The following is a 26,455-nucleotide window of genomic DNA, read 5'->3' as shown; positions in this document are numbered from 1 at the left end:
TAGCAACCGTGCCCGCGAACGCCAACCATGCTTGAAGCGGGGCGACGGCCCATCTATGGCATCGCCTCTCCTTATTCGGACCGGTAATCGATGATCTCCTTCTTCCGCCGCGCACTTTCTTCCTGGCTCGTATTGGGCCTGCTGGGCCTGATCCTCGTGGCGTTCATCGTGACGGGGGTGAGCACGCCCTCCTCGCTGGGCGCCGGTGACGGCGGCACCACGGTCGCCAAGGTTGGCGGAAAGTCGGTCAGCTCGGTCGAATTGATCCGCCGCGCGCAGAATGAATTGGAGGCGCAGCGCCGTCAGCAGCCGGGCGTCGATCAGCGTGCCTTCATCGCCAATGGCGGCTTCGATCGTGTCACCACGTCGCTGATCGGCGCGCGCGCGATCGACGTGTGGGGCAAGGAAGCGGGTTTCGCGATCAGCAAGCGGCTCGTCGATGCCGAAATCGCCAGCATCCCGGCCTTCCGCGGCGTGACCGGCCAGTTCGATCAGGCCGCGATGCGCCAGATTCTGTCGCAGCAGCGGATCACCGAGCGTGACCTGCGCAACGATATCGCCGGCGATCTGCTGCGCAATCAGGCGCTGTCCGCGCTCGCCGGATCGGTGATGACGCCCACGAAGGTCGCGTCGCCTTATGCGTCGCTGCTGGTCGAAAAGCGCCTCGGCCGCGTCGCGATCATCCCGCTGGCTGCCGTTGCCGATACCCGCACGCCGACCGATGCCGAGGTTGCCGCCTTCTACAAGGCGCGCATCGCCAACTACACCCAGCCCGAGACGCGCGTGCTGCGTTACGCGCTGTTCGGGGCAGAACAGGTGGCGGCAAAGGCCAAGCCCAGCGATGCCGACATCGCGGCTTATTATCAGGAGCACTCGGCCGACTATGCCGCGCGTGAGAGCCGCGATCTTTCGCAGCTGATCGTGCCGACCCAGGCGCAGGCCAATGCCATCGCCGCCAAGGCGAAGTCTGGCGGCACGCTCGCCGACGCCGCCAAGGCCAGCGGTCTCGAAGCCGCCGAGCTCAAGGATCAGAGCAAGGCCGCTTTCGCGGGCAGCGCCAACGCTGCAATCGCCGACGCCGTGTTCGCGGCGCCCGCAGGCGGTGTGATCGGTCCGGTCAAGGCGCCGCTCGGCTGGTATGTCGTCAAGGTCGCCAAGGTCGGCGGCGTGCCCGCCAAGTCGCTCGCCGAGGCGCGGCCAGAGATCGAGGCCGCGCTGGTCAAGGACAAGGCCGACAACGCGCTCGCCGATCTCTCCTCTACCATCGAAGGTGCGATTGCCGACGGCGCCAGCTTCGAGGAAGTCGCGAAGAACAACAATCTGACCGTGGTCACGACGCCGCCCGTTCTCGCGACCGGCGCGGCGCCATCGCAGCCCGGCTGGAAGGCACCGCCCGAACTCGCGGCGTTGCTCAAGTCGGGCTTCGAAGCCGCCGCCGAGGATGATCCCACGGTTGAGACGGTGGTGCCCAACCAGCGTTATGCGATGCTGGGCGTTTCGCGCGTAATCGCGCCGACCCCGATCCCGCTCGCCACCGTGCGCGCCGCCGTGGGGCGCGACATCGTGGTCGATCGCACTGCCAAGCGCGCCCAGCAGATCGCCACCACGATCCGCGACAAGGTGAAGAAGGGCATGACGCTGGAGAAGGCCGTCGCCGAAGCCGGCGTGAAGCTGCCCCCGGTCCAGCCCGCCGCCGCCCGCCAACTCGATCTGTCGCGCATCCAGCCCGATCAGATTCCCGCACCCGTCCGCGCTCTGTTCCGCCTGAGCCCCGGCAAGGTTACCTTGGCGCCCGATACGCGCAGCGGCGCTTTGTTCGTCGTCGTCCTCGACAAGATCGAACCTGCCGACCTGAAGATGGTGCCCGGCCTGGTCGAGCAGACCCGTGGTGAGCTGGCGAACGCGCAGACCGGCGAGCTGGTCGAGCAGTTCGTGAACGCGGTCGGCCAGGATATCGGCACCAGCCGCGACGCTGCCGCGATCGCCGAAGCCAAGAAGCGCTTCGTCGGCCAATGATGGCTGGATCGGTGATGCTGGGGGCGACACCGGACGACGCGGATCGCTCAGCGCTCGACGCCCTGCGCGCCGGCAAGCCCGCGCTCGTATGGCGCCGCCAGGTCGCCGACACCGATACGCCGGTCGCCGCCGCGCTCAAGCTGATCGAGGCTGGTCGCGGCGATTTCCTGCTCGAGTCGGTCGAAGGCGGCGCAACGCGCGGCCGCTACACCCTTCTGGGCCTCGCGCCGGACCTGATGTTCCGCGCTCGCGGCAATGTCGCGGAGATCAACCGCCACTGGGCCAACGATCGGGATGCTTTCGAAGCGGTCGAGGGCGGCGCGCTCGCCGCAATGCGCGATCTCGTCACGCGCTGCCGCATGGACGTGCCCGAAGGGTTGCCGCCCACGCTCGCCTGCCTCGTCGGCTATTTCGCCTATGAGACGATCGGACTGGTCGAGCGGCTCCCCCGCCCCGCCCCCAACCCGCTTGATCTGCCCGACATGCTGTTCGCGCGGCCGACGACGGTACTGGTCTTCGATCGCCTGTCCGACGCCCTGTGGATGGTCGCCCCGCTGTGGCCCGAAACCACCGGCACACCCGAGGCAAAGATCGCACAAGGCATCGCGCGGATCGAGGAACAGGCCGCAAAGCTGTCGCAGCCGTTGCCAAGCCGCACGATCAATCCGATCGATCCCGCGACGATCGTCCCCAAGCCGCAGCTGCCCCCCGGCCGCTATGGCGAGATGGTCCTGAAGGCCAAGGATTATATCGCAGCCGGTGACATCTTCCAGGTGGTGCTGGCGCAGCGTTTTGCGGTGCCCTTCGCGCTGCCGCCCATCGAACTGTATCGCGCGCTGCGCCGGATCAACCCGTCGCCCTTCCTCTATTTCCTCGACCTGCCCGGCTTCGCTGTGATCGGCTCGTCGCCCGAAATCCTGGTGCGCGCACGCGATGGCGAGGTGACGATCCGCCCGATCGCCGGCACCCGCCCGCGCGGCAAGACCGCCGCCGAGGACGCGCACAATCGCGACAGCCTGCTTGCCGATCCCAAGGAGCGCGCCGAGCATCTGATGCTGCTCGATCTTGGCCGCAACGATGTTGGCCGGGTGGCGTCGGCCGGCACCGTCGAAGTGACCGACAGTTACACCGTCGAATATTACAGCCACGTCATGCACATCGTGTCGAACGTGGTGGGCCGGCTCGATCCGGCGAAGGACGCGCTCGACGCGCTGTTCGCAGGTTTCCCGGCGGGGACTGTTTCCGGCGCTCCAAAGGTACGCGCGTGCGAGATCATCGCCGAACTCGAGCCCGAGACGCGCGGCGCCTATGCGGGGGGCGTCGGCTATTTCTCGCCCGACGGATCGATGGACAGCTGCATAGTCCTGCGCACCGCGATCGTGAAGGACGGCGTGATGCATGTGCAGGCCGGCGCAGGTATCGTTGCGGACAGCGACCCTATATATGAGCAGCGCGAGTGCGAAGCCAAAGCTGGCGCATTGATCGCTGCGGCGCGGGAGGCAGCAACGCGATCGCTATCTGCGGATTTCGGCCAATAATTAACCGTGGATGAACTTGCCATTTAATGATTTACTGTGGCTCAAATACGTCACCGTAACAAAAAGATTTGCTTTCTCTTAACAACAGGGATCAAAAGCCCCTCCCGCGAGTTAGGCGGGTGCCGGTCTCCGGCAAGAGAAAGGGTAATCAGAATCATGCGGCTTCAACTCACCACCACGGCGGCGCTTGCCGTCCTCGCTTTGTCAGCGACCTCCGCGGCGGCGCAGGACACTGTTTCGACCAGCTGGACCGGCCCCTATGTCGGCGCACAGCTCGGCTATTCGTGGCAGCCTTCGGACGGCGACGAAACGATCACGTTCGATCGCAACAAGGACGGCACGTTCGGCGACACGGTCCCTACCGCGACGGGCGCCAACGCTTTCTCGCCGGGCTTCTGCGGCGGCCGTTTCATCAACAACCTGCGTTCGGCGGGTTGCCGCAAGGACAATGACGCGACCGCGTGGAAGCTCCATGCCGGTTACGACTATCAGTTCGGTAGCGCTCCGTCGGGCTTCGTCCTCGGTGCGGTCGCTGAAGGCGGCGTGTCGTACCTGGTCGACTATACCACCGCGTTCAGCACCACCCCGAACGCCTATTCGATCGGCTCGCGCCTGACCGAGAACTATGCCCTGCGCGGTCGCGCGGGCTATGCGCTCAGCACCGGCACGCTGATCTACGGCACCGGCGGCGCGACCTACGGCAAGATCCGCAACCGCTATCGCAACGCCAACAACCTGCCCTTCACGGTTAACGATAACAGCAAGTGGCAGTGGGGCTGGAACTACGGCGGCGGCATCGAACAGAAGGTCGGCAAGTTCTCGGTCGGCGCGCTGTATCTGTTCACCGTGATGGACAATGACAACCTCACCGTTCGTCAGTTCGGCAACAGCGCGGCTTCGATCAACTCGTTCACCCCGACGGGCACCGACTTCCGTCGGACCTTCTCGAAGTTCGCCTATCACCAGCTGCTCGCGACGGTCAGCTATCGCTTCTGATCCCAGTGATCTGATGCAGGAAGGGCGGGCGGCGCTAGCCGTCCGCCCTTTCTTTTTATGGCCGCCCAGCTAGCTCTCGCCCATGTTGTCCAGCGACGAGATCGAGCGGCGCATGCCGCTCTGGACCGCTTTTGGCGGAACTCTTCCTCGACACCGAACATGATGAAATAGCCGGTTCGATCCGCGCGTCCGGTTACACGCGCGCTGATGCGGCGACCCAGGATCGGCCAGCGGGTCAAGAAAGCGCTTCTATGGCGCGACATCGATCGCAAATGGCGGTGTATCGCCGGTCTGGCGTCGGTCGAAGAATAAGAGGCGGGCGCTGTCACTGCACCCGCCCCCAATCATCAATCCTTCAGCTGCACGCCGATATAGCGCGCCGGATTGGTACCGCGTTGCGCGAACAGCAACACCGTCTTCTTTCCGGCTTTCTTCGCCGCCGCGATCTGCGCCGCGGCTGCCTGCACGGTCGACACCGGCACATTGTTGATCTGAAGGATGACGTCGCGCGCCTGGAAACCCTGTGCGCCCGCGTCGCTCGACGGATCGACATAGTTGATCACGACACCGCGCAGCGTCGTCGGCAGGCCCAGCCGGCGCGCGAGATCAGGCGTCAGCGCCTGGAAGCCGAGGCCGACCGTGGCCTTGGTGCTTTCATCGGCCGACGGATTCGACGGGCCGCTATTGCTGCCGTCATTGCCGTCGTCGTCGGATTCCGTGTCACCGGCAAGCTGATCTTCGGGCGGACGCTCACCGATCGTGACGTTGACGTTCCGGCGCTGGCCTTCGCGGATAAGCTCGATCGGGATCGAGCTGCCAACCTTGGAGCGCGATACGATGTACGACAGCGTGTTGTCGGGGGTGACGTCCTGATTGTTCACCTTCACAATCACGTCGCCCTGGCGGATACCCGCGCGCGCCGCAGCCTCACCCGGTTCGACCCGCGCGACGATCTCGCCACGATCCTTGGGCAGACCCAGGCCAGCGGCAATATCTTCGGTCATCGGCTGAATACCGACGCCCAGATAGCCGCGCTTGATCTTGTTACCCGACCTGAGCGTCTCGATGATCGGCTTGGCTTCCTCCGCCGGGATCGCGAAGCCGATGCCGACATTGCCGCCGGTGGGCGAGAAGATCGCGGTGTTGATACCGATCACATTGCCCTTCAGGTCGAACATCGGCCCGCCGGAATTGCCCTGATTGATCGAGGCGTCGGTCTGGATATAGCGATCGTAGAGTTGGCCAGCGCCGATCGAGCGGTGCAGCGCCGAGACGATGCCCGCAGTCACGGTGCCGCCCAACCCGAACGGATTGCCGATCGCCACCACCCAGTCACCGACACGCGTCGTGGTCGAATCGCCAAACTGGACGAACGGCGCGCCCTTGATGTCGATCTTGAGAAGAGCGAGGTCCGACGCGGTGTCGCGGCCGACCACGGTCGCCTTATATTCCTTGCGATCGGGCAAGGTGACGGTGATCGAACTGACCACTGCATTGCCCTGCGCCTGCGGGCCGCCCGAAATGACGTGATTGTTCGTCACGACATAGCCGTCGGGGGAGATGATGAAGCCGGAACCGAGCGAGGTCGCCTCACGCGTGATCGGCTTGCCGCTCTCGTCGGTGCCGCCCCCGCCGAAACGCTTGAACAGCTCTTCGAACGGCGTGCCGGCAAAGGCATTGTTGCCGCTGCCACGCACCTGGATCTTCTGGGTGGTGGAGATATTGACGACCGCCGGCTGCAGCTTTGCGGCGAGATCCGCGAAGCTCATCGGCGCGCCGGGGCGCGGCGCAGAGGCATCGATCGCGCCGGGCGCGTTCTGCGCGACCTGCGCGCCCGCCGGCTGCTGCATCGTCAGGGTTGCCGTCGCACCGCCCGCCAGCAGGGCAGCGGTGATCGCATATGCGTAGCGCACTTTGGCCAACTCCTCAGTACTCCTGTCTTGCCTGGTTATAACACCTGGCTAGCCTTCGGGAATCCCCCGTGAACGCCCGTTGAACGACCTTGCCCGTCGTTTCAGCGACGCCCCTTGAATTGCTTCAGATATTCGTTGTCAGGGGACAATATGACAGACGCGGACCCAGGCGCCTCGGTTCCATCGGTCCCGAAGGTCACGCGGTACGACTGCATCGCACGGTAGAAATCGTAGAATTCGGGATCCTTGCCGAAGCTTGCCGCATAGGTGGCCGATGCCTGTGCATCGGCTTCCGACGTCACGATCTGCGCCTGCTTGCGCCCTTCGGCCAGGATCGAGCGTGCTTCCTGCTCGCGTGCGGTTCGCATCCGCTGGAACGCGCTTTCCAGTGGGGTGCCGTCGGGAAGGTCGGCGCGCTTGATCCGCACATCGACGATCCGCGCGCCATATTGCGCGGCAACCTTGTTCAGCCGGTCCTGGATATTATCCATCACCTGGCCGCGCTCGGGGCTCAGCAGCGCCGAGAAGGGCCGCTTGCCGAGTTCGTTGCGCAGCGAGGAGCCGAGAATGGGCTTCAGCGCATCGCCCACCCGCTGCTCGCTGCCCGCGGTGATGAACATGCGCAGCGGATCGACGATCCGGTAGCGTGCATAGGCATCGACCTCGAGCCGCAGCTGGTCGGTCGACAGCACCGACTGACGCTGCATGTCGAAATCGAGCACGCGCTTATCGATCCAGACGATGTTCTCGACGAACGGAATACGGGCGATCAGTCCCGCTCCGGTCCGTCCGAAATCCTCGTTCGGCTTATAGGCGTTATAGACCGTGACCGGCTCACCGGTGCGGACGATCAGCGCCTGCTTGGTTTCGGGGACGATCGCGATCGTGTTGGCCGCTACGAACAGCAGAACCAGCGCGGTAATGGACAGCGCGATCGTGCGACGGCCGGCAAGGGTATCAGTCAGGCTCACTGTGCGGCCTCCGGACGACGAGGGGCGGGCAGCGGCATATAGGGGACCACGTTCGGTCCCTCGATGACCGTCTTGTCGGTCTTGGCCAAAACCCGCTCCATCGTTTCATAATACATGCGCTTGCGCGTCACCTCCGGCGCGAGGCGATATTCGGTATAGACCTTGTCGAACGCAGCGGACTCGCCCTCGGCCTTGGCGCCGAGTTGCTGCGCATAAGCGCGCGCTTCGTTGAGGTAGGTCTGCGCGGTCTGCTGCGCGGCGGACACCGATTTGAACGCATCATTGACCGCCGCAGGCGGATCGGCCTGCTTGATCGCCACACCCTGCACCACGATGCCCGCGCGATAGCTGTCGAGGATTTCCTGCATGCGCTGTGCCGTGCGCTGCTCGATCTGGCTGCGCTGCGGGCCGATCGCGTCGTTCAGCGAGACGCGGGCAAGCTCGGCGCGCATCGCGCTCTCGGCGACTTCGCCGACCGTGTCGTCAGGATCGGCGAGTTCGTAGAGATAGAGTTCGGGATCGCGAATGTTCCAGCGCACCGAATAAGCGAGATCGATGATATTCTGATCACCGGTCAGCACCAGATTCTGCGCGCCCTCGCTCGTCGATCCGATGTCGGTGGTGCGGATATCCTCGACATCGATCTTGTCGACGATGTCGAACGGCGCCGGCAGGTGGAAGCGCAGACCCGGCTGGAGCGTCTCGGCATAAGCGCCGAGCCGGGTGACAACGCCGCGCTGCTGCGGACCGATGACGTGCCAGCTCGTAAGCGCGACCCACAGGATGATCAGCGCCGCGATTGCCCAGGCGATCAGCTTGCCACCGTCGGGATCGATGCCCGATCCATCGCCGCCGCCACCGAAGCGTTCACGCCCCCGGCGCAACAGATCGTCGATCGCCGGGTTGCCGGCACGCTTCGCAGGCTTGCGCCGAGGCGGCTGGTTCCAGGGGTTGCGATCATTGTCGCCACCGCCGGATCCGCCATTATTACCGCTACCGCCCCCCCAGGGGCCGCCTTCGTTCATCACCGCGATCGGGCGAGCGCCGGCATCATCATTCGTGTTCATGAAGTCATTATAGGGGCGGTCCAAGGGAAAAACAGTGCCCTTGTCGGGTTGCGGCCGCTATGCGGTTGGCATGAACATAGACACCGTCCTGTCCGACGCGCTCGACCGCGTCGTCGATCCCATCAGCGGCAAGGGGCTTTTGTCCGGCGGCAGGGCGAGCCCGCCCCGCATTTCGGAAGGTGCGGTCAGCGTCGTCGTGGACGTTACCGGCCTGTCGACCGGAGCGCGCGAAACGATCGAGGCGCAGGTGAAAGCATCGCTGATGAGCGTCGCGGGCGTCGACAGCGTGCGCGTTGCACTGACTGCCGAGAAACGCGGGCGCAAGATCATCGCGATCGGATCGGGCAAGGGCGGGGTCGGCAAATCGACACTCTCCGCCAACCTCGCCGTTGCGCTGCGAAAGGCCGGCCGGAAGGTTGGGCTGGTCGATGCCGACATTTACGGCCCGTCGCAGGCCCGGTTGATGGGCACCGAAGGCATCCGCCCGACCGCCGAGGGGCAGAAGATGGACCCGGTCCTCTCCCCGCATGGCGTTCCAATGCTGTCGATGGCGCAGCTGGTGAAGCCGGGGCAGGCGATCGCATGGCGTGGACCGATGGCGGCGAACGCACTCGGCCAGTTGATCGACGCCGAATGGGGCGACACCGAATTGCTGCTGCTCGATCTGCCGCCCGGCACCGGCGACGTCCAGTTGACGATGGTGCAGAAATACAAGCCGGTCGGCGCGCTGATCGTCTCGACGCCGCAGGACCTCGCGCTGATGGACGCGACCCGCGCGATCGACTTCTTCAACCAGGCGCACGTCCCGATCATCGGCCTGGTCGAAAACATGGCCGGTTACGAATGCCCGCATTGCGGCGAAGTCTCCGACCCCTTCGGGCATGGCGGCGCGCAGGCGGCCGCGATGTCGATGGAATTGCCGTTCCTGGGCCGCGTCCCGCTCGACATCGGCATCCGCACCGCATCCGATGCGGGTACGCCGCCCGCGCTGGCCGACGACGATGCGATCTTCGCGCCAATCGCGCAAAAGCTGTCTGACTGGTTGAACCCGGCGAAGCCCGCATCATTTTAAGTCCCTACATATCGGGAGAGTGATGATGCCGCTGCGCAACGATGACGAGATCGCCTACCTGCTCACGTCCGCAAAGGTCATCGCCATGGTCGGCGCGTCCGACCGGCCTGAACGCGCAAGCTATGGCGTGATGCGCTTCCTCCAGTCGCGCGGCTACAAGGTTATCCCGGTCAACCCGACGCTGGCGGGGCAGACGATCCACGGCGAGCCTGTGCTGGCAACGCTGAAAGAGATTCACGCACCCATCGACATCGTCGACATCTTCCGCAACTCGAGCGCTGCTGGCCAGGTGATCGACGACGCGATCGCGGTTGGAGCCAAGGCGGTGTGGACGCAGCTGGGCGTCCATAACGATGAAGCCGTCGCCCGCGCCGAGGCTGCTGGGCTGAAGGCCGTTGTCGATCGTTGCCCGAAGATCGAGATTCCGCGGCTGGGGCTTTAACGCACCACAGCCTTCGCCGCGCGCTCCGCCAGCCGCTCGACGGCATCGGCGTGGATGGCGGGGGCAGTCGCGAGGACACCGAACGCCTCCCCCTTGGTCGAGTTGTAGCGCAGCGGGCGGCCGAGCGCGTCGGTAACGATGGCGCCCGCTTCCTGCGCGATCAGCGCGGCGGCGGCGATATCCCATTCGTGGCCCCAGCGGATCGCGGCGAGCAGATCGGCCTGATCGTTCGCGATCATCGCGATACGCAGCGCGATCGAGTTAGGCTTGGGGACCATCGTCAGATCGCCATCGCGGCGTGGCAGGGCATCGGCCGGCACCCGCGAGCCGACGATGTCGGTCCGTTCGGAACTTCGGAGCAGAACGCCGTTGAGCGTGGCTCCCCTGCCCGCCTGCGCGCGCCAATGCTCGTTACGCGCGGGGGCATCGAGCACGCCGATCAGCGGGCGGCCGCCCTCGACAAGCGCGACAGACACCGCCCAGCCTTCGCGACCACGCACATAATCGCGCGTTCCGTCAATCGGATCGACCACCCACACCCGTGCGCAATTGAGCCGATCCGCATTGTCGGCCGTTTCCTCCGACAGCCAACCCGCTTCGGGATCGAGCGCCATCAGCCGTTCGCGGAGAAGGGCGTCGGCGGCCAGATCGATCTCGCATACCGGGCTCGTATCGCCCTTTTGCCAATGCTTGAAAACGCCGCGCCAGGAAGCGTGCGCCATCGCGCCGACCTCGATCGCGACCGCGCTTACCGCATCGAGAAAGTCATCATGCACCAGCGACCATCATCCCTTCGATCCGGATCGTCGGCGCGTCGATCGCGCGACGGAACTCCAGGTCCGATGCCGGCACTAGCTGACGGAACATGTCTCGGAGATTACCGGCGACCGTGATCTCGGCAACGGGTTCGGCAATTTGCCCGTCGCGGATCACGAAGCCCGATGCCCCGCGGCTATAGTCACCGGTGACGCCGTTGACCCCCTGCCCGATCAGTTCAGTCACATAGACGCCCAGCTTGATGTCAGCGATCAGTTCGCCCGGCGAAAGCGTGCCCGCGCTCAGATAGAGGTTGGTCGCGCTCGTCCCCGGCGGGCCGCCGACGCCGCGCGTCGCGTGTCCGGTCGGCTGAAGGCCGAGCTGGCGTGCCGAGGCGCTGTCCATCAGCCAGCCGGTCAGCACGCCGTCGGCAATGATGTCGCGCGCGGCGGTGGGCAGCCCTTCTCCGTCGAAGGGCTTGGAGCGCAGTCCGCGCGGACGCAGTGGATCGTCACGCACTGTGATGCCCTTGGCAAAGACCTCGGTTTCCAGCGCGTCGAGCAGGAAGCTGGTCTTGCGCGCGATCGCGGCGCCCGTGATCGCACCGATCAGATGGCCGAGCAGGCCCGAGCTGACGCGCGGATCATAGACGACCGGAAGCGCGCCGCTGGACAGCTTCCCCGGGTTGAGACGCTTCACCGCCCGATCGCCCGCACGTATACCGATTGCGGTCGCATCCTCGAGGTCCGCGAAATGGCGCGACGAATGATAGGCATAGTCCCGCTGCATCGCCCCGCCCTCACCCGCGATGACGCTGGCCGAGCAACCATAGCCCGTGGTCGCATAGCCGCGCGCGAAGCCGGTGCTGGTCGCCAGCGCGATGACGCTGCGGCTCGCCGTCGCACCCGCGCCTTCGCTGTTGGTGACGCCGCTCACGGCGCGCGCCGCATCCTCGGCCGCCAGCGCGCGCTCGCGCAGTTCGGCGGGCGATGGATCGGCGCCATCGTCGCCGTCGACACCAGGCGCGTCGCCCCGCAGCAGCCGATCTTCGGGCGCGAGCCCCGCCCACTGATCCTCGGGCGCCTCACGCGCCATCGCAACCGCGCGCTCGACCAGCGCGGACAGGGCTTCGGCCGAAAGATCCGACGATGAGACGCTTGCCGATCGGCTGCCGACGAAAACGCGCAGGCCGATCTCCTCGCCCTCCGACCGCTCGACATCCTCAAGCGCGCCGAGGCGGATCGACACTTGCGTCGAACCGCTTCCGGCATAGAGCGCGTCGGCGGCATCGGCCCCCGCCTTGCGGGCTGCGGCGATCAGATCTGCGGTGCGGCTTTCGGCGTCGGCGATGTTCAGCATGCGGCGGACTTAGGTAGCGGAGGGGCCAAGGTCAAACGGGTTGCCCAAACAGATCGAGTGGAGTGGCAGATCCACGGTAGAAATCCTGCTTTCGCGCCAAAATATTGGTCCGGATACGGATCCGCTGCGGAACGAATCCCAAAATTAGGCGTAATGATCCACGTAAGATCATATCGCGGGTTGGGGAATGAAGTGGACGACGACGTCACGCTGGATTTCGAACTGGTGATCGAAACGCTGCGATCGAACATCGCGGCATATACCACCGCGTCTGTCGGCGCGCGGCGCTATCGCTTCTACGCCTTTTGCCGGCATGAGGAGTTTCGGCGGCGCAAGCTGCTCAAGCTCGCTGACGCAGATGTCATGCCACTCCCCATTCCCGTCACTCGCAGGCTCGGTCTGGCCTTTCAACGCATCATGACCGGCATGCGCATTCGCGGTTCGGAAGAACGCGCATCGATCGCTGAGTTGCGCCATGCCGACATCATGCTGGGCGAGTTGATCAACCGTTTGCTCGATCGCTGTGCGACCCTGCCCTATGTCCATAGCTGGCTGGTCGGGCTGAAGGACGTGCTCGACGACGCCGAACAGCAGATGGATGCGATCGAGCATCTCAATCGCCCCATGGCACATGCGATGGCGGCTTAGGCGGTAGCGCCGACCACGAAGCAGGCGAGGAACATCAGCAGCCCAGCAAATCGGTTCGACCGGAACTTTGCCAGCGCATCGGCCGGATCGGCGCGGTTGAGGGCGGCGACCTGCCAGCCGAGGTGCGCGCCGATCGGCAACAAGGCCGCGAGCGCGAGTGGGTCGGGGCGCATCTGCCAGAAGGCCGAAGCCCAGCATCCTATTGCGATGACGTAGCATAAAGCCACCCCGCGCCGCGCATGGCGGCCCAGCGCGCGGGCTGACGACTTCACCCCCGCCAGCGCATCGTCCTCGATATCCTGCAAAGCGTAGATCGTATCGTAACCGATCACCCAGAAGATCGACCCGGCATAGAGCACCCACATAACGGGCGAGAAACCGCCCGTCACAGCCGGCCACGCGACGATCAACCCCCACGAAAAGACGATGCCGAGCCAAGCCTGCGGCCACCAGGTGATCCGCTTCATGAAGGGATAGGCGGCGACCGCGCCGAGGCTCGCGACCGCGACGATCGCGGCGAACATGTTGAGTTGGAGCAGGACGATCAACCCGATCAGGCAGAGAATGCCGAGGAAGGTCCACGCGGCGTCCAGTTCGATCCGCCCGCTCGCCAACGGCCGGCCCGCCGTGCGCGCGACCTTGGCGTCGAGATCGCGATCGACGATGTCGTTATAGACGCAGCCCGCGCCGCGCATCGCCCAGGCGCCCAGACCGAACCACAGCAACAGATCCCAGCGATCAAGCGCATGGCCCGCCAGTGCAATCGCCCACGCGCCCGGCCAGAATAGCAACCAGGCCCCGATCGGCCGATCGATCCGTGCGAGCTGGACATAATCGCGGACGCGCGGGGGCAGCCGTTCGAGCAGGCCGCGGCTCTGGCTGTCGGCGACGATGTCGGGCTTTTCCATCCCGTTCCCCTACCCGTTTGGGTTGCGCGAAGTCGAGACGGGTTGCGCCTTTGCTCCGTCACCCGCGGTGACGGATGGAAATCAGTTCATGATCGCTTCGAGGACGGCCGCGCGCAGTTCTGCGATGCCGAAATCCTTTTCGCTCGACGTCACCAGCAGCTTGGGATGCGCGGCGACGTGCTTGCGCGCTTCGGCCTCCGTCCGTTCGGTGACGGCGGCGAGTTCGCTGGCCTTGATCTTGTCGGCCTTGGTCAGCACGACATGGTATGACACCGCGGCCTCGTCGAGCATCTTCATCACCTCGCGGTCGACATCCTTGATGCCGTGGCGGCTGTCGATGAGGACGAGTGCGCGGCGCAGCACCTGACGGCCACGCAGATAGTCGTTGACCAGGAAGCGCCACTTCTTGACGACATCCTTGGGCGCCTTGGCAAAGCCATAGCCTGGCATGTCGACCAGGCGCAGAACCGGTGGCACATCGCTGGTCTCGTCATCCGCGCCGCCGCCCACATCGAAGAAGTTCAGTTCCTGCGTGCGGCCCGGGGTGTTCGAAGTACGCGCGAGACCGTTGCGGTTGGTGAGCGCGTTGAGCAGCGACGACTTGCCGACGTTCGAGCGGCCCGCAAAAGCGATTTCGGGCGCATCGGCTTCGGGCAGGAAATTAAGGCCCGGTGCCGAGCGCAGGAAGGCGATCGGTCCCGCGAACAGCTTGCGCGCGGCCTCGACCAGTTCTTCCTGCTCGTAGGTGGGTTCGTTCACTTCTTTGCCGGTCCTGCGGTGGCCGCCGCCGCAGCCTTGATACCGGGATGGCGGCTGTAGAGGAACATCTGCTGCGCGATCGTCAGCAGGTTCGACGTGATCCAGTACACCAGCAGGCCCGCCGCGAACGGGGCCATGATGAACATCATGATCCACGGCATCAGGCCCATGATCTGCGCCTGCGCCGGATCCATGCCAGCCTGCGGATTGAGGCGGAACTGCAGCCACATCGAGATGCCCAGCAGCAGCGCCAGAACGCCGATGCCCAGGAAGGCCGGCGGCGTGAAGTTCAGCAGGCCGAACAGGTTGAGGATGTGGAGCGGATCGGGCGCGGACAGATCGCGAATCCACAGAATGAACGGCTGGTGCCGCATCTCGATCGTGATCATCAGCACCTTGTAGAGCGCATAGAACACAGGGATCTGCAGGAAGGTGGGAAGGCAGCCGGCAAGCGGATTAACCTTCTCCTCCTGATACAGCTTCAGCATCTCCTGCTGGAGCCGCGGCTTGTCGTCCTTATGGCGCTCCTGCAGCTCCTTCATCTTCGGCTGGACGGCGCGCATCGACGCCATCGACCGGAACTGCTTCTGCGCTATCGGGAACATCAGCCCGCGCACGATGAAGGTAAGCAGGATGATCGCGACGCCGAAATTGCCGACGAACTTGAACAGCCAGTCCAGGACCCAGAAGATCGGGCGTTCGATGATCTCGAACCAGCCCCAGTCGATCGTGCGGCTGAACTGGTCGATCGCGAACTTATCCTGATAGGCGTTGAGGATCGCGACTTCCTTGGCGCCCGCGAAGAAGCGCTGGGTGGTCATGGCGGTGGCGCCGGGCGCGACGATCGTCGCAGCCCCGCTTTCGACCGCCTGATAGACGTTGGTCTGCGGCGAGAGGAAACCGGCCTCGATCGTCGCCTTGGCGTCGGGCACCAGCGCGGTCAGCCAATATTTGTCGCCGAAGCCGAGCCAGGTGCCCTTGGAGCCGAAGCGGATGCCGGTAACGCCCGATTCCCCGACTTCCTTATATTCGGTGAAAGCGATCTTCTCGTCATCGACCTTATGCATCGCGCCGATGCGGTTGCTGTACGACCAGGCATCCTTCGACGCGCCATAGCGCGAGATCAGGCCATAAGGCCGCGCGGAGACGGGGGCGGTGCCACCGTTCGCGAGCTTCTGCGTGACCGTGAACATATAATCGGTGTCGACGGCGATCACCGTCTGGAAGGTCTGGCCGCGATTGTTCTTCCAGCTGAGCGTGACGGGCTTGGTCGGGGTGAGCGCGGCCGCATCGGCCGTCCACACACTGTTCGGGCCGGGGGCGTCGATGCCGTTACCCGTCCAGCCGAAGCCCGCATAATAAGCGTCGGGCGATCCGTTGGGCGACAGCAGGCGGATCGGTGGCGAGTTCTTCGCGACCGTTTCCTTATAGGCCTTGAGCATCAGATCATCGATGCGCGCGCCCTTCAGGTTGATCGAGCCAACGAGCTTGGGCGTGTCGATCGTGACGCGCGGCGCTTCCTTCAGCACGATCGCGCGGTTGCGGATCGCGGCAGGACCGCTGGCGACGCCCGGCTGCGGCAACACCTGTTCCTTGCCGCCCTGGATCTTGGTCACGGCGGGCTTGGCGACCGGGAAGAAACGGTCGGCCAGCGCCGTCCAGCCGAACAGCACGATCGCCGACAGCACGATCGCAAGGATCAGGTTGCGCTGATTATCCACAAAGGCTCCTGAAAAATATCGGCGTCACGGGACCGGGTCATATCCCGAAGCACCCCAGGGATGGCATCGGCAGATACGGCGAATCCCGAGCCAGCCCCCTTTGACCGCGCCATAGCGCGTCACGGCCTCGATCGTATAGGCCGAACAGCTCGGCATGAAGCGACAAGTGGGCGGAAGGATCAGCGACGGGCCATATTGCCACGCCCGCGCAATCAGGATGATGAGCTTGGCGAACATCAGCCGACCTTGCGCAATGCCTTGACCAGCTCGGCGCGCAGATTCGCGAAATCGCGCTCCACCCCGCCAGCCCGACCGATCAGAACATGATCCGCGCCCGCAATGCCGGCTTCGGCCAGAACATCCCGCGCCAGCGCGCGAAAGCGGCGCTTCATGCGGTTGCGAACCACCGCATTGCCGATCTTCTTGGTGACGGTGATGCCGAGGCGCATGACGGGATCATCGTCCCCGCGCGGGCGCACCAACAAAACGAAGCCGGGCATGGGAGCCCGGCGTCCGTTGTTCGCGGCCAGAAAGTCCGCGCGGCGCTGAAGCACCGCGTAGGACATTGGCGATGTTACGCGGAGAGCTTGTTGCGGCCGCGGCTGCGGCGAGCGGCAAGCACCTTGCGGCCGCCGGGCGTGGCGCTGCGCGCACGGAAGCCGTGGCGACGCTTGCGGACCAGGTTGCTCGGCTGAAAAGTGCGCTTCATCGTTCGTCTCTCGAATCTTCAAAAGTAAAAGGGCCACCGAACGTGCGATGGCCACTGACGAGGGGGCGCTTAGGCAAAATCCGTCCCCGAGTCAATGCGAAGCCAGCCGATCAGCGCGCGACGCGATAGAGAATTCCCGTCCGCCCACGCCACACCGGCGCCAGCCAAGGCTCGGTCGGCCACTGCGCAGGCGGTACGTCGATCAGCCACATATAGTCGAACGCGGCGCGTGGCAGCTGCGCCGTCGCCTGCGCCATGCTGTAACTGCCCGGCTGGCGACAGCGAGCAGGCCTCAGTTCCTGGCTGGGATCGAGCGCGAAGTTCCGCGCAGGCGCATAAGTGATCGACAACAGCCGCCCGCCCGGCATCGGCCACTGCCCGTTCGCGAAGGAATCACGCCGTGCGATCGCCATCGACCCGAGATGGTCGACGCGCGGTTGGCGCCAGTCGTCGGCGCATGGGACGTTCGCCAGCACGAACACCCGGCTGCCGCGCGACACATGATCGAGCGCGGCAAGCTGCGCGCTCCAGGTTCGGTCGACCCGATACAGCGTGGCGCCGCTGACCGCGAACCGCGCCAGCGCGAACAGGATCGCCGCCGCCGCGATCGGCGCGCGCCACCGCTCCATCCCGTCCTTCGGCGTCAAGGCGAGGAGCGCGAGCGCCACCGCATAGGGGATGATCCGCATGTCCGAGAAGAAGGAGCCGAGCGCCGTTCCCGGCATGATCAGGAAGGCGACGAACAATGCGAGCGCCGCCGCGCCCAGCCGCCGCTCGACCCGCAGGACCAGCCCGCCGATCCCCAGGACGATCAGTCCGTAGAGCAGCCGCGCACTCGTCACGTCGATCAGTTCGTCGTCGTTGCGCAGGATCGCCATCGCGAAATAATATTTGGCGGAGATCGTCGACCAGCGCAGCGGCGGCCCTTCGACATGCTGGCCGAGCCAGCCGACCAGCAGCAGGCCGGGCAGCGCAAGCGGCACGATCGCGATCGCGGCGCGCAGCAGTGCGATGCCGGGGGAAAAACCCGCGCGGCGCAGATCGGCCCACTCGAACGCAAAGGCCGCGACCCCCAACATCCCCCACGCGACCCCGTGCGCGACGAATGTCACGAAAGCGATCGGCACGAAACACGCGAAGCGCAGTCGCGTCCGCCCCAATCGCGCCAGCCGGACCCACAGCGCCAGACCGCCGAACATCAGTGCGATCCCCAGCACATAATTGGCGAAGCCGAACATGAAGGGGAAGCACAGGACCAGCGGTAGTGCGAAGGCCGCAGTCGGCGGCACCCGCCCGTGTATCTCGCGCGCCAGCCACAACATCGATGCCGCCGTGAGCGCCGCAACCGCGATCATGATCGCCTTCACCGCCAACTCCAGCCCGATCAGATGGCCGAGCGGTATCGCAATCACATCGACGCCGAGATTGCCGACGAGCGCCCAGCGATAGGCGAACCATTGCTTGAGATAAGGCGACGTCGCGATCGCATCGGCAACGTGCAGACGCCCGATATGCCCCGGCAGATCGACCAGTGGCGGGATGGCGGGCCACAGCAACGGCGCCGCAGCCGCGACGACGAGCGCGGCAAGCAACGCGGGATGCTCCCACCAGTCGCCAGTCCTCTCCATCGCCTTGTCCTATCCGATCTTGATCGGCCTGCGAACTAGTCCCTCGACGGGCGGCACGCGACTTGCCATTCTGCGATGCGATGAGCGATCTCAACAATATCGGCAGCGTCGTCACGGGCGGCATCGTCGCGCGAACGGTAGACAGGCTAGGCCATTCCGCCGGCGCCGACGGACATGACCAGAGCGGTGACTGCGCCAATTGCGGCGCGATGCTGACCGGCACCTATTGCGCCACCTGCGGCCAGCACGGACATGTCCACCGCACAATGATGGCGCTGGTCCACGACATCCTGCACGGCGTATTCCATTTCGAAGGACGGACTTGGAACACCCTGCCGATGCTGGCGTGGCGGCCGGGCGAACTGACGCGCCGCTATGCGCAGGGCGAGCGGGTGAAGTTCGTCTCGCCGATGGCACTATTCCTCTTCTCCGTCTTCATCATGTTCGCGGTCACGGCGTCGCTCACGAAGAATATGGACTTCGGCACCTTCGCTCGGGCCAAGCCGGAGACGGGACTGATCGCCGAATATCAATATCAGGCGGCGCGCCTCACCAAGGCCGAGAGGCGGCTTGCGAAGCCAATCGACACGACCGACGCCGAGGATAGCGAGGACCGCGCCGCCGCCGTCGTGAAGCGCGACAAGGCCAGGGCGCAGATCGCTCAACTGACCGCCGCCGCGACCGCGCTCAAGATCGAACCGGCCAGGCTCCGCACGCCGCCGAAGGCGGAAAAGGCCATGAACCCGATCGAGCATGCCGCCGAAAACCCTGCCCTTGTCGCCTACAAGATGAAGAGCTACGCCTACAAATATAGCTGGGCGCTGATCCCCATCTCGCTGCCGTTCATCTGGCTGCTCTTTCCCCTGCGCCGTGATGTCGGGCTCTACGATCACGCGATTTTCGCCACCTATTCGCTGTCGTTCATGCTGTTGATGGCGACGACGCTGGCGGCGCTCTATTTTCTGTGGATCCCACAGTGGATTCTGTGGACGGCCTTTGCCGTCATCCCGCCGATCCACATGTATCGGCAATTAAAGGGCGCCTATCAGCTTAGCAACACCGCCGCCTTCTGGCGAATGTGCGTCCTGCTGACGATGACCACGGTCACCGCCAGCCTGTTCTTCGCAATGCTGATTTACCTCGGCTCCGCTGAATAAGGGAACGTGTTTTGGCCCCGAGAGTATCTTGATTGATACGATCGCGGAGCAATGCGGTGGCGGATAGCGTATTGGTGACAGGGGTTACCGGCTTTCTGGGCGCGCATGTGGCGCAGGCCCTGCTCAGGCGCGGGCTGAAGGTGATCGGCAGCGCGCGGACACAGGCGAAAGGCGCGGCCGTTCGCAACGCCTTGTCCGCGGAAGGCGCCGATATTTCGCGGCTGCGCATCGTCCCGCTCGATCTGATGAAGGACGACGGCTGGGAAGAGGCAGCCGGATCGTCCGCCTACACCATCCACACCGCGTCCCCCTTCCAGCTCGAAATGCCCGCCGATCCCGATGCGCTGATCCGTCCCGCCATCCAGGGCACGCGCCGCGCGCTCGATGCCGCGCTGGCGGCCGGCCATCGGCGGATCGTCGTCACCTCCTCGCTCTGCGCGATCGATGGCGGGCGGCGTGATGATAGCGTCCGGCTGGGCCCCCACGACTGGGCCGAACTCGAGGGCGAGGACGTCAACGCCTACATGCGGTCCAAGACGCTTGCCGAGCGCGAGGCGTGGACGATCGCCGACCGTGCTGGCGCGCGCGACAGATTGGTGGTGATCAACCCCGGCACGATGCTCGGCCCGCTGATCGACGACGATCCGGGCACATCGGCGCGCACGATCCAGCGTATGCTCCGGGGCAAGGTGCCGATGGCACCCGACATGGTGCTGCCTTATGTCGACGTTCGCGACGTGGCCGAGGCGCATGTCGAGGCGATGCTCGGGCCGAACGCGGGCGGGCAGCGCTTCATCGTCTCCAATCCAGCCGAGCCGCTGATTGCGATCGCCGATGGGCTGCGCGCGGACCTTCCGGAACGTGCCGCAAAGCTGCCGAAGCGCCGCATGCCCGACTGGCTGACCAGGATCGTCGCACGCTTCGATCGGTCGTTATCCAGCAACCGCGCCTATCTGGGCGTACGCCGCCACTATGACCTGTCGGGCGGCATTGCCCTGCTCCAGCGCGCGCTCATCCCGACGCGCGTGGCCGCGCTGGCGACGGCGCAGAGCCTGATCCAGCGCAGACTGGCGTGACTTAGCCTCTCGACAAGTGCCTTCCCCTCGCTAGAACAGGGCGCGAACAGCGGGGGCTGAATGCATGGTGGCGCGCGTCGCGACGGTAGCGTTTCTGGGGCTGGAGGCGCGGGCCGTCGAAGTGCAGGTGCAGGTCTCGCCCGGCCTTCCCAAATTCAATGTCGTGGGCCTTGCCGACAAGGCCGTGGGCGAAAGCCGGGAGCGGGTGCGCGGGGCGCTCTCCGCGATCGGGCTGGCGCTGCCGCCCAAGCATATCGCGGTGAACCTGTCGCCCGCCGATCTGCCCAAGGAAGGGTCTCATTACGACCTGCCGATCGCGCTGGGCCTGCTCGGTGCGATGGGGGTGATCGATGCAGAGACGCTGGCATCCTATGTCGTGGTCGGCGAACTCGGGCTCGACGCGCGGGTGGCGCCAACACCGGGCGTGCTGCTGGCCGCGCTGCACGCGAGCGAGCGCGAGCTTGGGCTGATCTGCCCGGTGGCGCAGGGGCCGGAGGCTGCGTGGGCGGGATCGGCCGAGGTGATCGCGGCGCCCGATCTCCTCTCGTTGATCGGCCATTTCAAGGGAGGCTCACCCCTCCCCACCCCCAAGCCCGGCGAGGCCGCGGTGCCTCCGCCGATCGCGGATCTCAAGCAGGTGAAGGGGCAAGAGACGGCCAAGCGCGCCCTGGAGATCGCGGCAGCGGGCGGACATAATCTGCTGTTCAGTGGTCCGCCCGGTGCCGGCAAGTCGCTGATGGCCGCGTGCCTGCCCGGCATCCTGCCCGATCTGACACCCGCCGAGGCGCTCGAAGTATCGATGGTGGCTTCGGTCGCGGGCGAACTGAACGAAGGCCGGCTGATCCGCGCGCGGCCATTCCGGTCGCCGCACCATTCGGCATCGATGGCGGCGCTGGTCGGCGGCGGGCTGAAAGTACGGCCGGGCGAAGTCAGCCTCGCGCATCTTGGCGTCCTCTTCCTGGACGAGCTGCCCGAGTTCCAGCGGGGCGTGCTCGATTCGCTGCGCCAGCCGCTCGAAACCGGCAAGGTCACGGTGGCGCGCGCCAATGCGCACGTCACCTTCCCGGCGCGAGTGCAGTTGATAGCGGCGATGAATCCGTGTCGATGCGGCCATCTGGGCGACGCCGCGCTTGCCTGCTCGCGCGCGCCGAAATGCGCGACCGATTATCAGGCGAAGCTGTCGGGGCCGCTGCTCGATCGCATCGACTTACATGTCGAGGTTGCGGCCGTCAGCGCCGCCGATCTTGTATTGCCGCCCCCCACCGAAGGATCGGCCGAGGTCGCCGCGCGCGTTGCCGAAGCGCGCGCGATTCAGACCGATCGCTACGCGGCGCACGGCGTGCGCACCAATGCCGAGGCCGACGGCACTATGCTCGATGACGTCGCCACCCCCGACGATGCGGGCCGCAAACTGCTCGCGCAGGCAGCCGAGGCGATGCGGCTGTCGGCGCGCGGATATCACCGCGTGCTGCGCGTTTCGCGAACAGTCGCCGATCTCAGCGGCGCGGAGACTGTCGGCCGCGTCCACGTCGCCGAGGCACTGAGCTATCGGCGACGGGCGGCGGTGAATTGAGATGCACGTGCGGCGCGCGCAGCCGAGCGATGCCGACGCATTGACGGCGCTGATGAAGGCGTCCTCCGCTTATCAGGGCGACTATGCGGTCATCCTCGCCAATTATGCGATCGACGCGGCGCAGATCACCCGTGACCATATCTATATCGCGACCGACGATGACGGGCGGCCAACCGCCTTCTACAGCATCACCACCGATCCCGAGCCCGAGCTCGACCTGATGTTCGTCGTCGACGCCGCGCAGGGAACCGGGCTTGGCCGTGACCTGTTCGCGCATATGCGGCGCGTCGCTGCGCAGATCGGCATCGGGGACCTCAAGATCGTGTCGCATCCGCCCGCCCTCGGCTTCTACCTGCGGCAAGGCGCGGCGCGTGTCGGCACGATGCCGCCAACGCCGACGGCCGCATGGGAACGCCCGATATTGCGGCTGGCGGTGGCATAGGTGTGCGTCGCTCCCCTCTGGCGCCTTGCCCTCGCGATCCTCATCGCGCCGATCGTGCCGATCGCCTTGTTCGTGTGGCTGATCGAGCCGCAGACCTGGGGCAATGCGCGCGATTATGCCACGCTGATCGCCCTGCCCGCCTGGCCCGGGACCGCGATCGTCGGGGTTCCGCTGTGGTTCGTCCAGCGGCGGCGCGAGACGAGCTGGGGGTGGAGCGCCCTTTTTGTCGGCCTTCTCGCGCTCACGCCCTGGGCGCTGATCTGGGCTGTGAGCGGGTGGCTCCCCCAATCGGGCGACGGCACCCACGGCGTGGGCGACCTGCTCGGCACCTACTGGACGACCGGCGAACTCCCCCTGATGCTCGCCCAATGCTTCGCACTCGGCGTGCTGGGCGGCGCGATCTTCCACCTTGCCGCCTTCGGGCGACGTAAGGGACGACCTATTCCAACTGGATAACCCCCGTCGCCATCAGTGTCTGCACCATGCGCAAGATCGGCGCCATGACATCGCGGGGATCCTGATCCCCCTCCGCAATATCCTGCGGCACCAATATCTGCCGACCATCGGACTCGATCAGATAACCGCGCAGGATCAGCTTCTGGACGATCCGACGGACGGTTTCGCGCGGCAGACCCGTTGCCTCCGCAATGCGGCGGCGAGAAATCGGGACGTCCCTGCCCCTTGCCGGCGCCAAGTCATCAGAATGAAAATCCGAATGCGCGAGTTGCCGGAACGCCCTTTGCATATTGGCGCATGATACAACCGAAAAGACGAGATACTCGCTTGGGTCGAATCCATGCCTGTTCTGCGACGACATCTGGATATCGACCGCACAATTATAGACCGCGAAGATATTGGCCTTCCTGTTCCGATCGAAAGCTCCGGAATTGATGCTGACCTTCGGCACGCCACACCTCGTACAATCCAATCGATCGCGACAGGCACCCTAACCGAAACGACATCACTGAAACGCATTTGGTTTCAAACAAGAAACAATGACCCGATATGGGTCGCCTGTCATACAACGCTCCCGCCCGTCCATTATAGGGTGACGCCTCGCCATCAGCGGACCTTTCAAGCGTCTTCGCTGGAGCGAGGCAGGGGGAATGATGGGTCTTGATCGCAGGGAATTGCTGGAGCGCGGGCTGCTGCTCGGCGGGTTGCTCGCACTGGCGCCGCACGCCAGTGCCGACGCCGCCAGCACGGACAAGAAGCTTGGACTGATTGACATTTCGGCCAGCGGGATCACCACCTGGGTCTATCAGATCGCCGTGGCCAACATGACCACACAGCATGCCAAGCTTTCCGGTTTCCAGCGCCTGGAACCGTCGAAATCCGGGTCGCCACCGCCGATCGCGCTTCCGCTGCTCGACGATGTCAGCGCGGCCGGCGTAGCCGCCACCGTCGATCTGATCGCCGGTCGGATCGATCGCCTGATCGAGCTCAAGGTCAAGAAGACCGACATCTACCTCGTGATGTCGAGCGGCGTGGCGCAGCGCGCCATGCCGGTTCTCAAGCAACTGACCCGCGACGTGCGAGCGAGGACTGGGCTCCACCTCGCCACCGTCACCGCGCGCGACGAAGCGCGCCTGCAGTTCGACTGGCTGGTCGCCCCCTCCGATCGCGGGCGCGTCTTCCAGTTCGACGTCGGCAGCGGGAACACGAAGGGCGGTTCCTATGATCGCCGCGGCTGGAAAGGGCATTACGCCGATTTCTCCATCCCCTTCGGCACGAAGACGCTCGCCGCCGCCGTCAAGGAACGATCCCCGGACGTCGACGTCGCCGATTTTCCGGCCAGAACCCGCGAATTCTATGATCAGGCGATCGCGCCGCAATTGACGCGCGAAAGCGCAAAGTCGCTGGGGAAGCTCAAAAATCCGCGCATAATCCTGTCCGGTGGCGCCGTCTGGGCTGCCACGGTGATCAGCCATCCGCGCGAGATGATCAGCGGGCGCGACTTTATCGACATTTCGCCGGACAACCTGAATCAGGTCATCCAGTCGATCCAGAAAGGCATCCCTTATGGGATCGTGCCTTCGGACATCCAGGGCGATGACCGCAAGAAATTACTGAAGATGCGCGAGAACGTTCGCAACGTCTTCAACCCGCACCAGCTTGCCGCCGGCGTCACCCTGCTCGCCTGCATGTGCGAGCAGTTCAATTTCGACAAGGCACCGAAAATCACCTTCCCGACCTTTTCGGGAAACACCTGGACCTCGCAGTTTCTGCTCGAATCCTCCTCTCGTTAGGCGTCGATGTTTAGGAAAGGTCAATCGCAATGACAGCGTTTCGATCCAGGGCCTTGCAGACCCTATCGCTGATCGCCGCCGGCGGCCTGCTATGCGCCGCCGCCCCCGCGACCCGGCTGGACAATTTCAAGCAGCGCATTCTCGACAGCCACAATACCGAGCGCACGACCTACAAGCTTCGCCCGCTGGTCTGGAGCGATGCGCTGGCAGCCGAAGCGGCGAAATGGGCCGCTCACCTGTCCGCCCTGTCGGACCTCGAACATGACGAAAGCCTCGACGTCGAAGGCGAAAATCTGTGGCGGGGGACCAAGGGCTATTACACGCCCGAAGACATGGTGAAGCTCTGGATCTCGGAAAAGAAGATGTTCCAGAACAACCCGATCCCCGACGTCAGCGTCACGGGCGATTTCGGCGATGTCGGGCATTTCACGCAGGTCGTGTGGCACAGCACCGGGTTGGTCGGTTGCGCCGTGGCCGATGCGAAGGGCGGCGATGAGGTGATGGTCTGCCGGTACATGGAAGGCGGCAATGTGCAGGGTCAGCACACCTACTGACCCGGGCGCCTATAGCCGCTTGATGAGGTTATCGACGCTGTCGGGCACGCCCTTGCCGTCCGACCCTCGACCGCATTCGTCCTCGACCTGCTTGCGGATCTTTTCGAGTTCGTCCTCGGTCAGATGCTCGATCCCGATGAAGTCGTTACGCGCGTTATCGAGCGCGCGGATGATCTCGTCGAGCTTGGCCTGCATCGCGGCGGCATCGCGATTCTGGGCATTCTGGATCAGGAACACCATCAGGAAGGTGATGATCGTCGTCGATGTATTCACGATCAGCTGCCACGTATCCGAAAATCCGAAGATCGGCCCGCTAATTCCCCAGAGGACGATGCCGAGCATCGCGATGATGAAGGCCAGCGGCTGCCCCACCGCACTCGCCAGTTTCGCCGCAATCTTCGTGAAGAATTTGTCCATCGACGTCCTATCTCTTTGTGCCGGTCCGGTCGGAACCCGGTCACATCACGCTCGTTCCCGTCACACTATCAATGTCGTTGCGGGGAAAGAATGACCAAGCGTCACATCCTGACGATTACCGCCATCTTGTCGCTGTCGGCCTTCGCTGGCGCCGCGCAGGCGAATGCCGATTTCAACGGCGCCGGCCAGCAGGCTGAGCTCGATTGCGAAGGCGGCGCGGTGGATATCAACGGCGCAAACAACATATTGGTCGTGCATGGTTCGTGTACCCGACTGAATCTGCAGGGCGCGGGCAACCGCGTTACGATCGATCTCGCCAAGCAGGCGTCGATCGCGATTACCGGCGCGAACAACGACATCCGCTGGAAGGCGCCCGCGACGACCAAGCCGAAGATCACCAGCGTCGGCGTCGGCAACAAGATCTACCGGGCGAAATGAAGCAACGCCTGACAAGGGCCGTTGGCCTTTTATCTTGCAGGCGCTA

28 protein-coding genes are annotated in these 26,455 nt (G+C 65.0%); 14 read left to right on the top strand and 14 right to left on the bottom strand.

Translation table 11 applies throughout. The annotated features are described in order from the left end of the window. Positions 1–90 precede the first annotated feature (90 nt). From FYJ91_RS16805 to FYJ91_RS16795, 3 genes are all read left to right on the top strand, one after another. Positions 91–2,016, top strand: a complete 1,926-nt coding sequence (locus FYJ91_RS16805) for a peptidylprolyl isomerase (protein WP_149523482.1) — start codon at positions 91–93, stop codon at positions 2,014–2,016. After that, positions 2,013–3,554: an anthranilate synthase component I gene (gene trpE, locus FYJ91_RS16800; protein ID WP_425474057.1), complete on the top strand. Its 1,542-nt coding sequence runs from the start codon at positions 2,013–2,015 to the stop codon at positions 3,552–3,554. Before FYJ91_RS16805 ends, trpE begins: the two co-directional genes overlap by 4 nt. Before the next feature lie 156 nt (positions 3,555–3,710). Continuing rightward, positions 3,711–4,550, top strand: a complete 840-nt coding sequence (locus tag FYJ91_RS16795) for an outer membrane protein (RefSeq protein WP_149523481.1) — start codon at positions 3,711–3,713, stop codon at positions 4,548–4,550. Positions 4,551–4,897: 347 nt separating this feature from the next. Here FYJ91_RS16795 and FYJ91_RS16790 read toward each other — a convergent pair whose 3' ends face one another. The 3 genes from FYJ91_RS16790 to hflK form a co-directional block, all read right to left on the bottom strand. Continuing rightward, positions 4,898–6,463: a Do family serine endopeptidase gene (locus FYJ91_RS16790; RefSeq protein WP_149523480.1), complete on the bottom strand. Its 1,566-nt coding sequence runs from the start codon at positions 6,461–6,463 to the stop codon at positions 4,898–4,900. A 101-nt stretch (positions 6,464–6,564) separates the two neighbouring features. Further along, positions 6,565–7,398 carry a protease modulator HflC gene (gene hflC, locus FYJ91_RS16785; protein ID WP_425474072.1) on the bottom strand — a complete coding sequence of 278 codons (834 nt, stop codon included), beginning with the start codon at positions 7,396–7,398 and terminating at the stop codon, positions 6,565–6,567. A 32-nt stretch (positions 7,399–7,430) separates the two neighbouring features. Further along, positions 7,431–8,501 carry an FtsH protease activity modulator HflK gene (gene hflK / locus FYJ91_RS16780; RefSeq protein ID WP_149523478.1) on the bottom strand — a complete coding sequence of 357 codons (1,071 nt, stop codon included), beginning with the start codon at positions 8,499–8,501 and terminating at the stop codon, positions 7,431–7,433. A 70-nt stretch (positions 8,502–8,571) separates the two neighbouring features. On the opposite strand from hflK, the gene FYJ91_RS16775 reads away from it, so the two are divergent. Together FYJ91_RS16775 and FYJ91_RS16770 are read left to right on the top strand one after the other, a co-directional pair. Beyond that, positions 8,572–9,573, top strand: a complete 1,002-nt coding sequence (locus FYJ91_RS16775) for an Mrp/NBP35 family ATP-binding protein (protein WP_149523477.1) — start codon at positions 8,572–8,574, stop codon at positions 9,571–9,573. Between the two features lie 25 nt (positions 9,574–9,598). Further along, positions 9,599–10,015: a CoA-binding protein gene (locus FYJ91_RS16770; protein WP_149523751.1), complete on the top strand. Its 417-nt coding sequence runs from the start codon at positions 9,599–9,601 to the stop codon at positions 10,013–10,015. Here FYJ91_RS16770 and FYJ91_RS16765 read toward each other — a convergent pair. Beyond that, positions 10,012–10,794, bottom strand: coding sequence for a 3'(2'),5'-bisphosphate nucleotidase CysQ (locus FYJ91_RS16765; protein ID WP_425474071.1), 783 nt, complete (start codon positions 10,792–10,794; stop codon positions 10,012–10,014). The two genes, FYJ91_RS16770 and FYJ91_RS16765, sit on opposite strands and share 4 nt — an antisense overlap. Beyond that, on the bottom strand, positions 10,784–12,130 hold the full coding sequence (locus FYJ91_RS16760) for a TldD/PmbA family protein (RefSeq protein ID WP_149523475.1): 1,347 nt from the start codon (positions 12,128–12,130) through the stop codon (positions 10,784–10,786). The genes FYJ91_RS16765 and FYJ91_RS16760 overlap by 11 nt, the downstream gene beginning before the upstream one ends. Before the next feature lie 192 nt (positions 12,131–12,322). On the opposite strand from FYJ91_RS16760, the gene FYJ91_RS16755 reads away from it, so the two are divergent. Continuing rightward, positions 12,323–12,778: a hypothetical protein gene (locus tag FYJ91_RS16755; RefSeq protein ID WP_149523474.1), complete on the top strand. Its 456-nt coding sequence runs from the start codon at positions 12,323–12,325 to the stop codon at positions 12,776–12,778. Here FYJ91_RS16755 and ubiA read toward each other — a convergent pair. From ubiA to FYJ91_RS16720, 7 genes are all read right to left on the bottom strand, one after another. Next, positions 12,775–13,686, bottom strand: a complete 912-nt coding sequence (gene ubiA / locus FYJ91_RS16750) for a 4-hydroxybenzoate octaprenyltransferase (RefSeq protein ID WP_149523473.1) — start codon at positions 13,684–13,686, stop codon at positions 12,775–12,777. The genes FYJ91_RS16755 and ubiA overlap by 4 nt on opposite strands. A gap of 81 nt (positions 13,687–13,767) precedes the next feature. Then, on the bottom strand, positions 13,768–14,445 hold the full coding sequence (gene yihA / locus FYJ91_RS16745) for a ribosome biogenesis GTP-binding protein YihA/YsxC (protein ID WP_149523472.1): 678 nt from the start codon (positions 14,443–14,445) through the stop codon (positions 13,768–13,770). Further along, complete coding sequence (gene yidC / locus FYJ91_RS16740; RefSeq protein ID WP_149523471.1) at positions 14,442–16,166, bottom strand: membrane protein insertase YidC; 1,725 nt, start codon at positions 16,164–16,166, stop codon at positions 14,442–14,444. The genes yihA and yidC overlap by 4 nt, the downstream gene beginning before the upstream one ends. Before the next feature lie 24 nt (positions 16,167–16,190). After that, positions 16,191–16,403: a membrane protein insertion efficiency factor YidD gene (gene yidD / locus FYJ91_RS16735; protein WP_149523470.1), complete on the bottom strand. Its 213-nt coding sequence runs from the start codon at positions 16,401–16,403 to the stop codon at positions 16,191–16,193. Continuing rightward, complete coding sequence (rnpA, locus tag FYJ91_RS16730; RefSeq protein ID WP_181008560.1) at positions 16,403–16,732, bottom strand: ribonuclease P protein component; 330 nt, start codon at positions 16,730–16,732, stop codon at positions 16,403–16,405. The genes yidD and rnpA overlap by 1 nt, the downstream gene beginning before the upstream one ends. Positions 16,733–16,740: 8 nt before the next feature. Continuing rightward, entirely contained in the window at positions 16,741–16,875 is a 135-nt protein-coding gene (rpmH, locus tag FYJ91_RS16725) for a 50S ribosomal protein L34 (protein ID WP_149523469.1), read from the bottom strand. A 110-nt stretch (positions 16,876–16,985) separates the two neighbouring features. Continuing rightward, positions 16,986–18,503 (bottom strand): hypothetical protein, encoded by a 1,518-nt coding sequence (locus FYJ91_RS16720; RefSeq protein ID WP_149523468.1) that lies wholly within the window; start codon positions 18,501–18,503, stop codon positions 16,986–16,988. An 80-nt stretch (positions 18,504–18,583) separates the two neighbouring features. Between FYJ91_RS16720 and FYJ91_RS16715 the strand changes: the two genes are divergently transcribed. The 5 genes from FYJ91_RS16715 (at position 18,584) to FYJ91_RS16695 (ending at position 23,207) form a co-directional block, all read left to right on the top strand. Beyond that, on the top strand, positions 18,584–19,660 hold the full coding sequence (locus tag FYJ91_RS16715; RefSeq protein ID WP_149523467.1) for a DUF3667 domain-containing protein: 1,077 nt from the start codon (positions 18,584–18,586) through the stop codon (positions 19,658–19,660). A 56-nt stretch (positions 19,661–19,716) separates the two neighbouring features. After that, on the top strand, positions 19,717–20,736 hold the full coding sequence (locus tag FYJ91_RS16710; RefSeq protein WP_181008559.1) for an NAD-dependent epimerase/dehydratase family protein: 1,020 nt from the start codon (positions 19,717–19,719) through the stop codon (positions 20,734–20,736). 64 nt (positions 20,737–20,800) lie between these two features. After that, positions 20,801–22,309 (top strand): YifB family Mg chelatase-like AAA ATPase, encoded by a 1,509-nt coding sequence (locus tag FYJ91_RS16705; protein ID WP_149523465.1) that lies wholly within the window; start codon positions 20,801–20,803, stop codon positions 22,307–22,309. Between the two features lie 7 nt (positions 22,310–22,316). Beyond that, positions 22,317–22,751, top strand: coding sequence for a GNAT family N-acetyltransferase (locus FYJ91_RS16700; protein ID WP_219822613.1), 435 nt, complete (start codon positions 22,317–22,319; stop codon positions 22,749–22,751). Next, the gene (locus FYJ91_RS16695) at positions 22,752–23,207 is read left to right on the top strand and encodes a hypothetical protein (protein ID WP_149523463.1); all 456 of its coding nucleotides are present in this window, start codon (positions 22,752–22,754) and stop codon (positions 23,205–23,207) included. Here FYJ91_RS16695 and FYJ91_RS16690 read toward each other — a convergent pair. Further along, the gene (locus FYJ91_RS16690; RefSeq protein WP_149523462.1) at positions 23,191–23,658 is read right to left on the bottom strand and encodes a helix-turn-helix domain-containing protein; all 468 of its coding nucleotides are present in this window, start codon (positions 23,656–23,658) and stop codon (positions 23,191–23,193) included. The genes FYJ91_RS16695 and FYJ91_RS16690 overlap by 17 nt on opposite strands. Before the next feature lie 199 nt (positions 23,659–23,857). Between FYJ91_RS16690 and FYJ91_RS16685 the strand changes: the two genes are divergently transcribed. Continuing rightward, complete coding sequence (locus tag FYJ91_RS16685; RefSeq protein ID WP_149523461.1) at positions 23,858–25,000, top strand: hypothetical protein; 1,143 nt, start codon at positions 23,858–23,860, stop codon at positions 24,998–25,000. Positions 25,001–25,053: 53 nt separating this feature from the next. Next, a complete protein-coding gene (locus FYJ91_RS16680) occupies positions 25,054–25,554 on the top strand; it encodes a CAP domain-containing protein (RefSeq protein ID WP_246152687.1) in 501 nt (166 codons plus the stop codon). Positions 25,555–25,563: 9 nt separating this feature from the next. On the opposite strand, the gene FYJ91_RS16675 is transcribed toward FYJ91_RS16680, so the two are convergent. Then, complete coding sequence (locus tag FYJ91_RS16675; protein ID WP_149523459.1) at positions 25,564–25,971, bottom strand: low affinity iron permease family protein; 408 nt, start codon at positions 25,969–25,971, stop codon at positions 25,564–25,566. 90 nt (positions 25,972–26,061) lie between these two features. Here FYJ91_RS16675 and FYJ91_RS16670 point away from each other — a divergent pair, with 90 nt between their 5' ends. Further along, the gene (locus FYJ91_RS16670) at positions 26,062–26,409 is read left to right on the top strand and encodes a DUF3060 domain-containing protein (protein ID WP_149523458.1); all 348 of its coding nucleotides are present in this window, start codon (positions 26,062–26,064) and stop codon (positions 26,407–26,409) included. Positions 26,410–26,455: the final 46 nt, after the last annotated feature.

Source organism: Sphingomonas montanisoli, from assembly GCF_008274695.1.
Lineage (GTDB): Bacteria > Pseudomonadota > Alphaproteobacteria > Sphingomonadales > Sphingomonadaceae > Rhizorhabdus > Rhizorhabdus montanisoli.
This window is presented reverse-complemented; position numbering and strand designations above follow the sequence as displayed.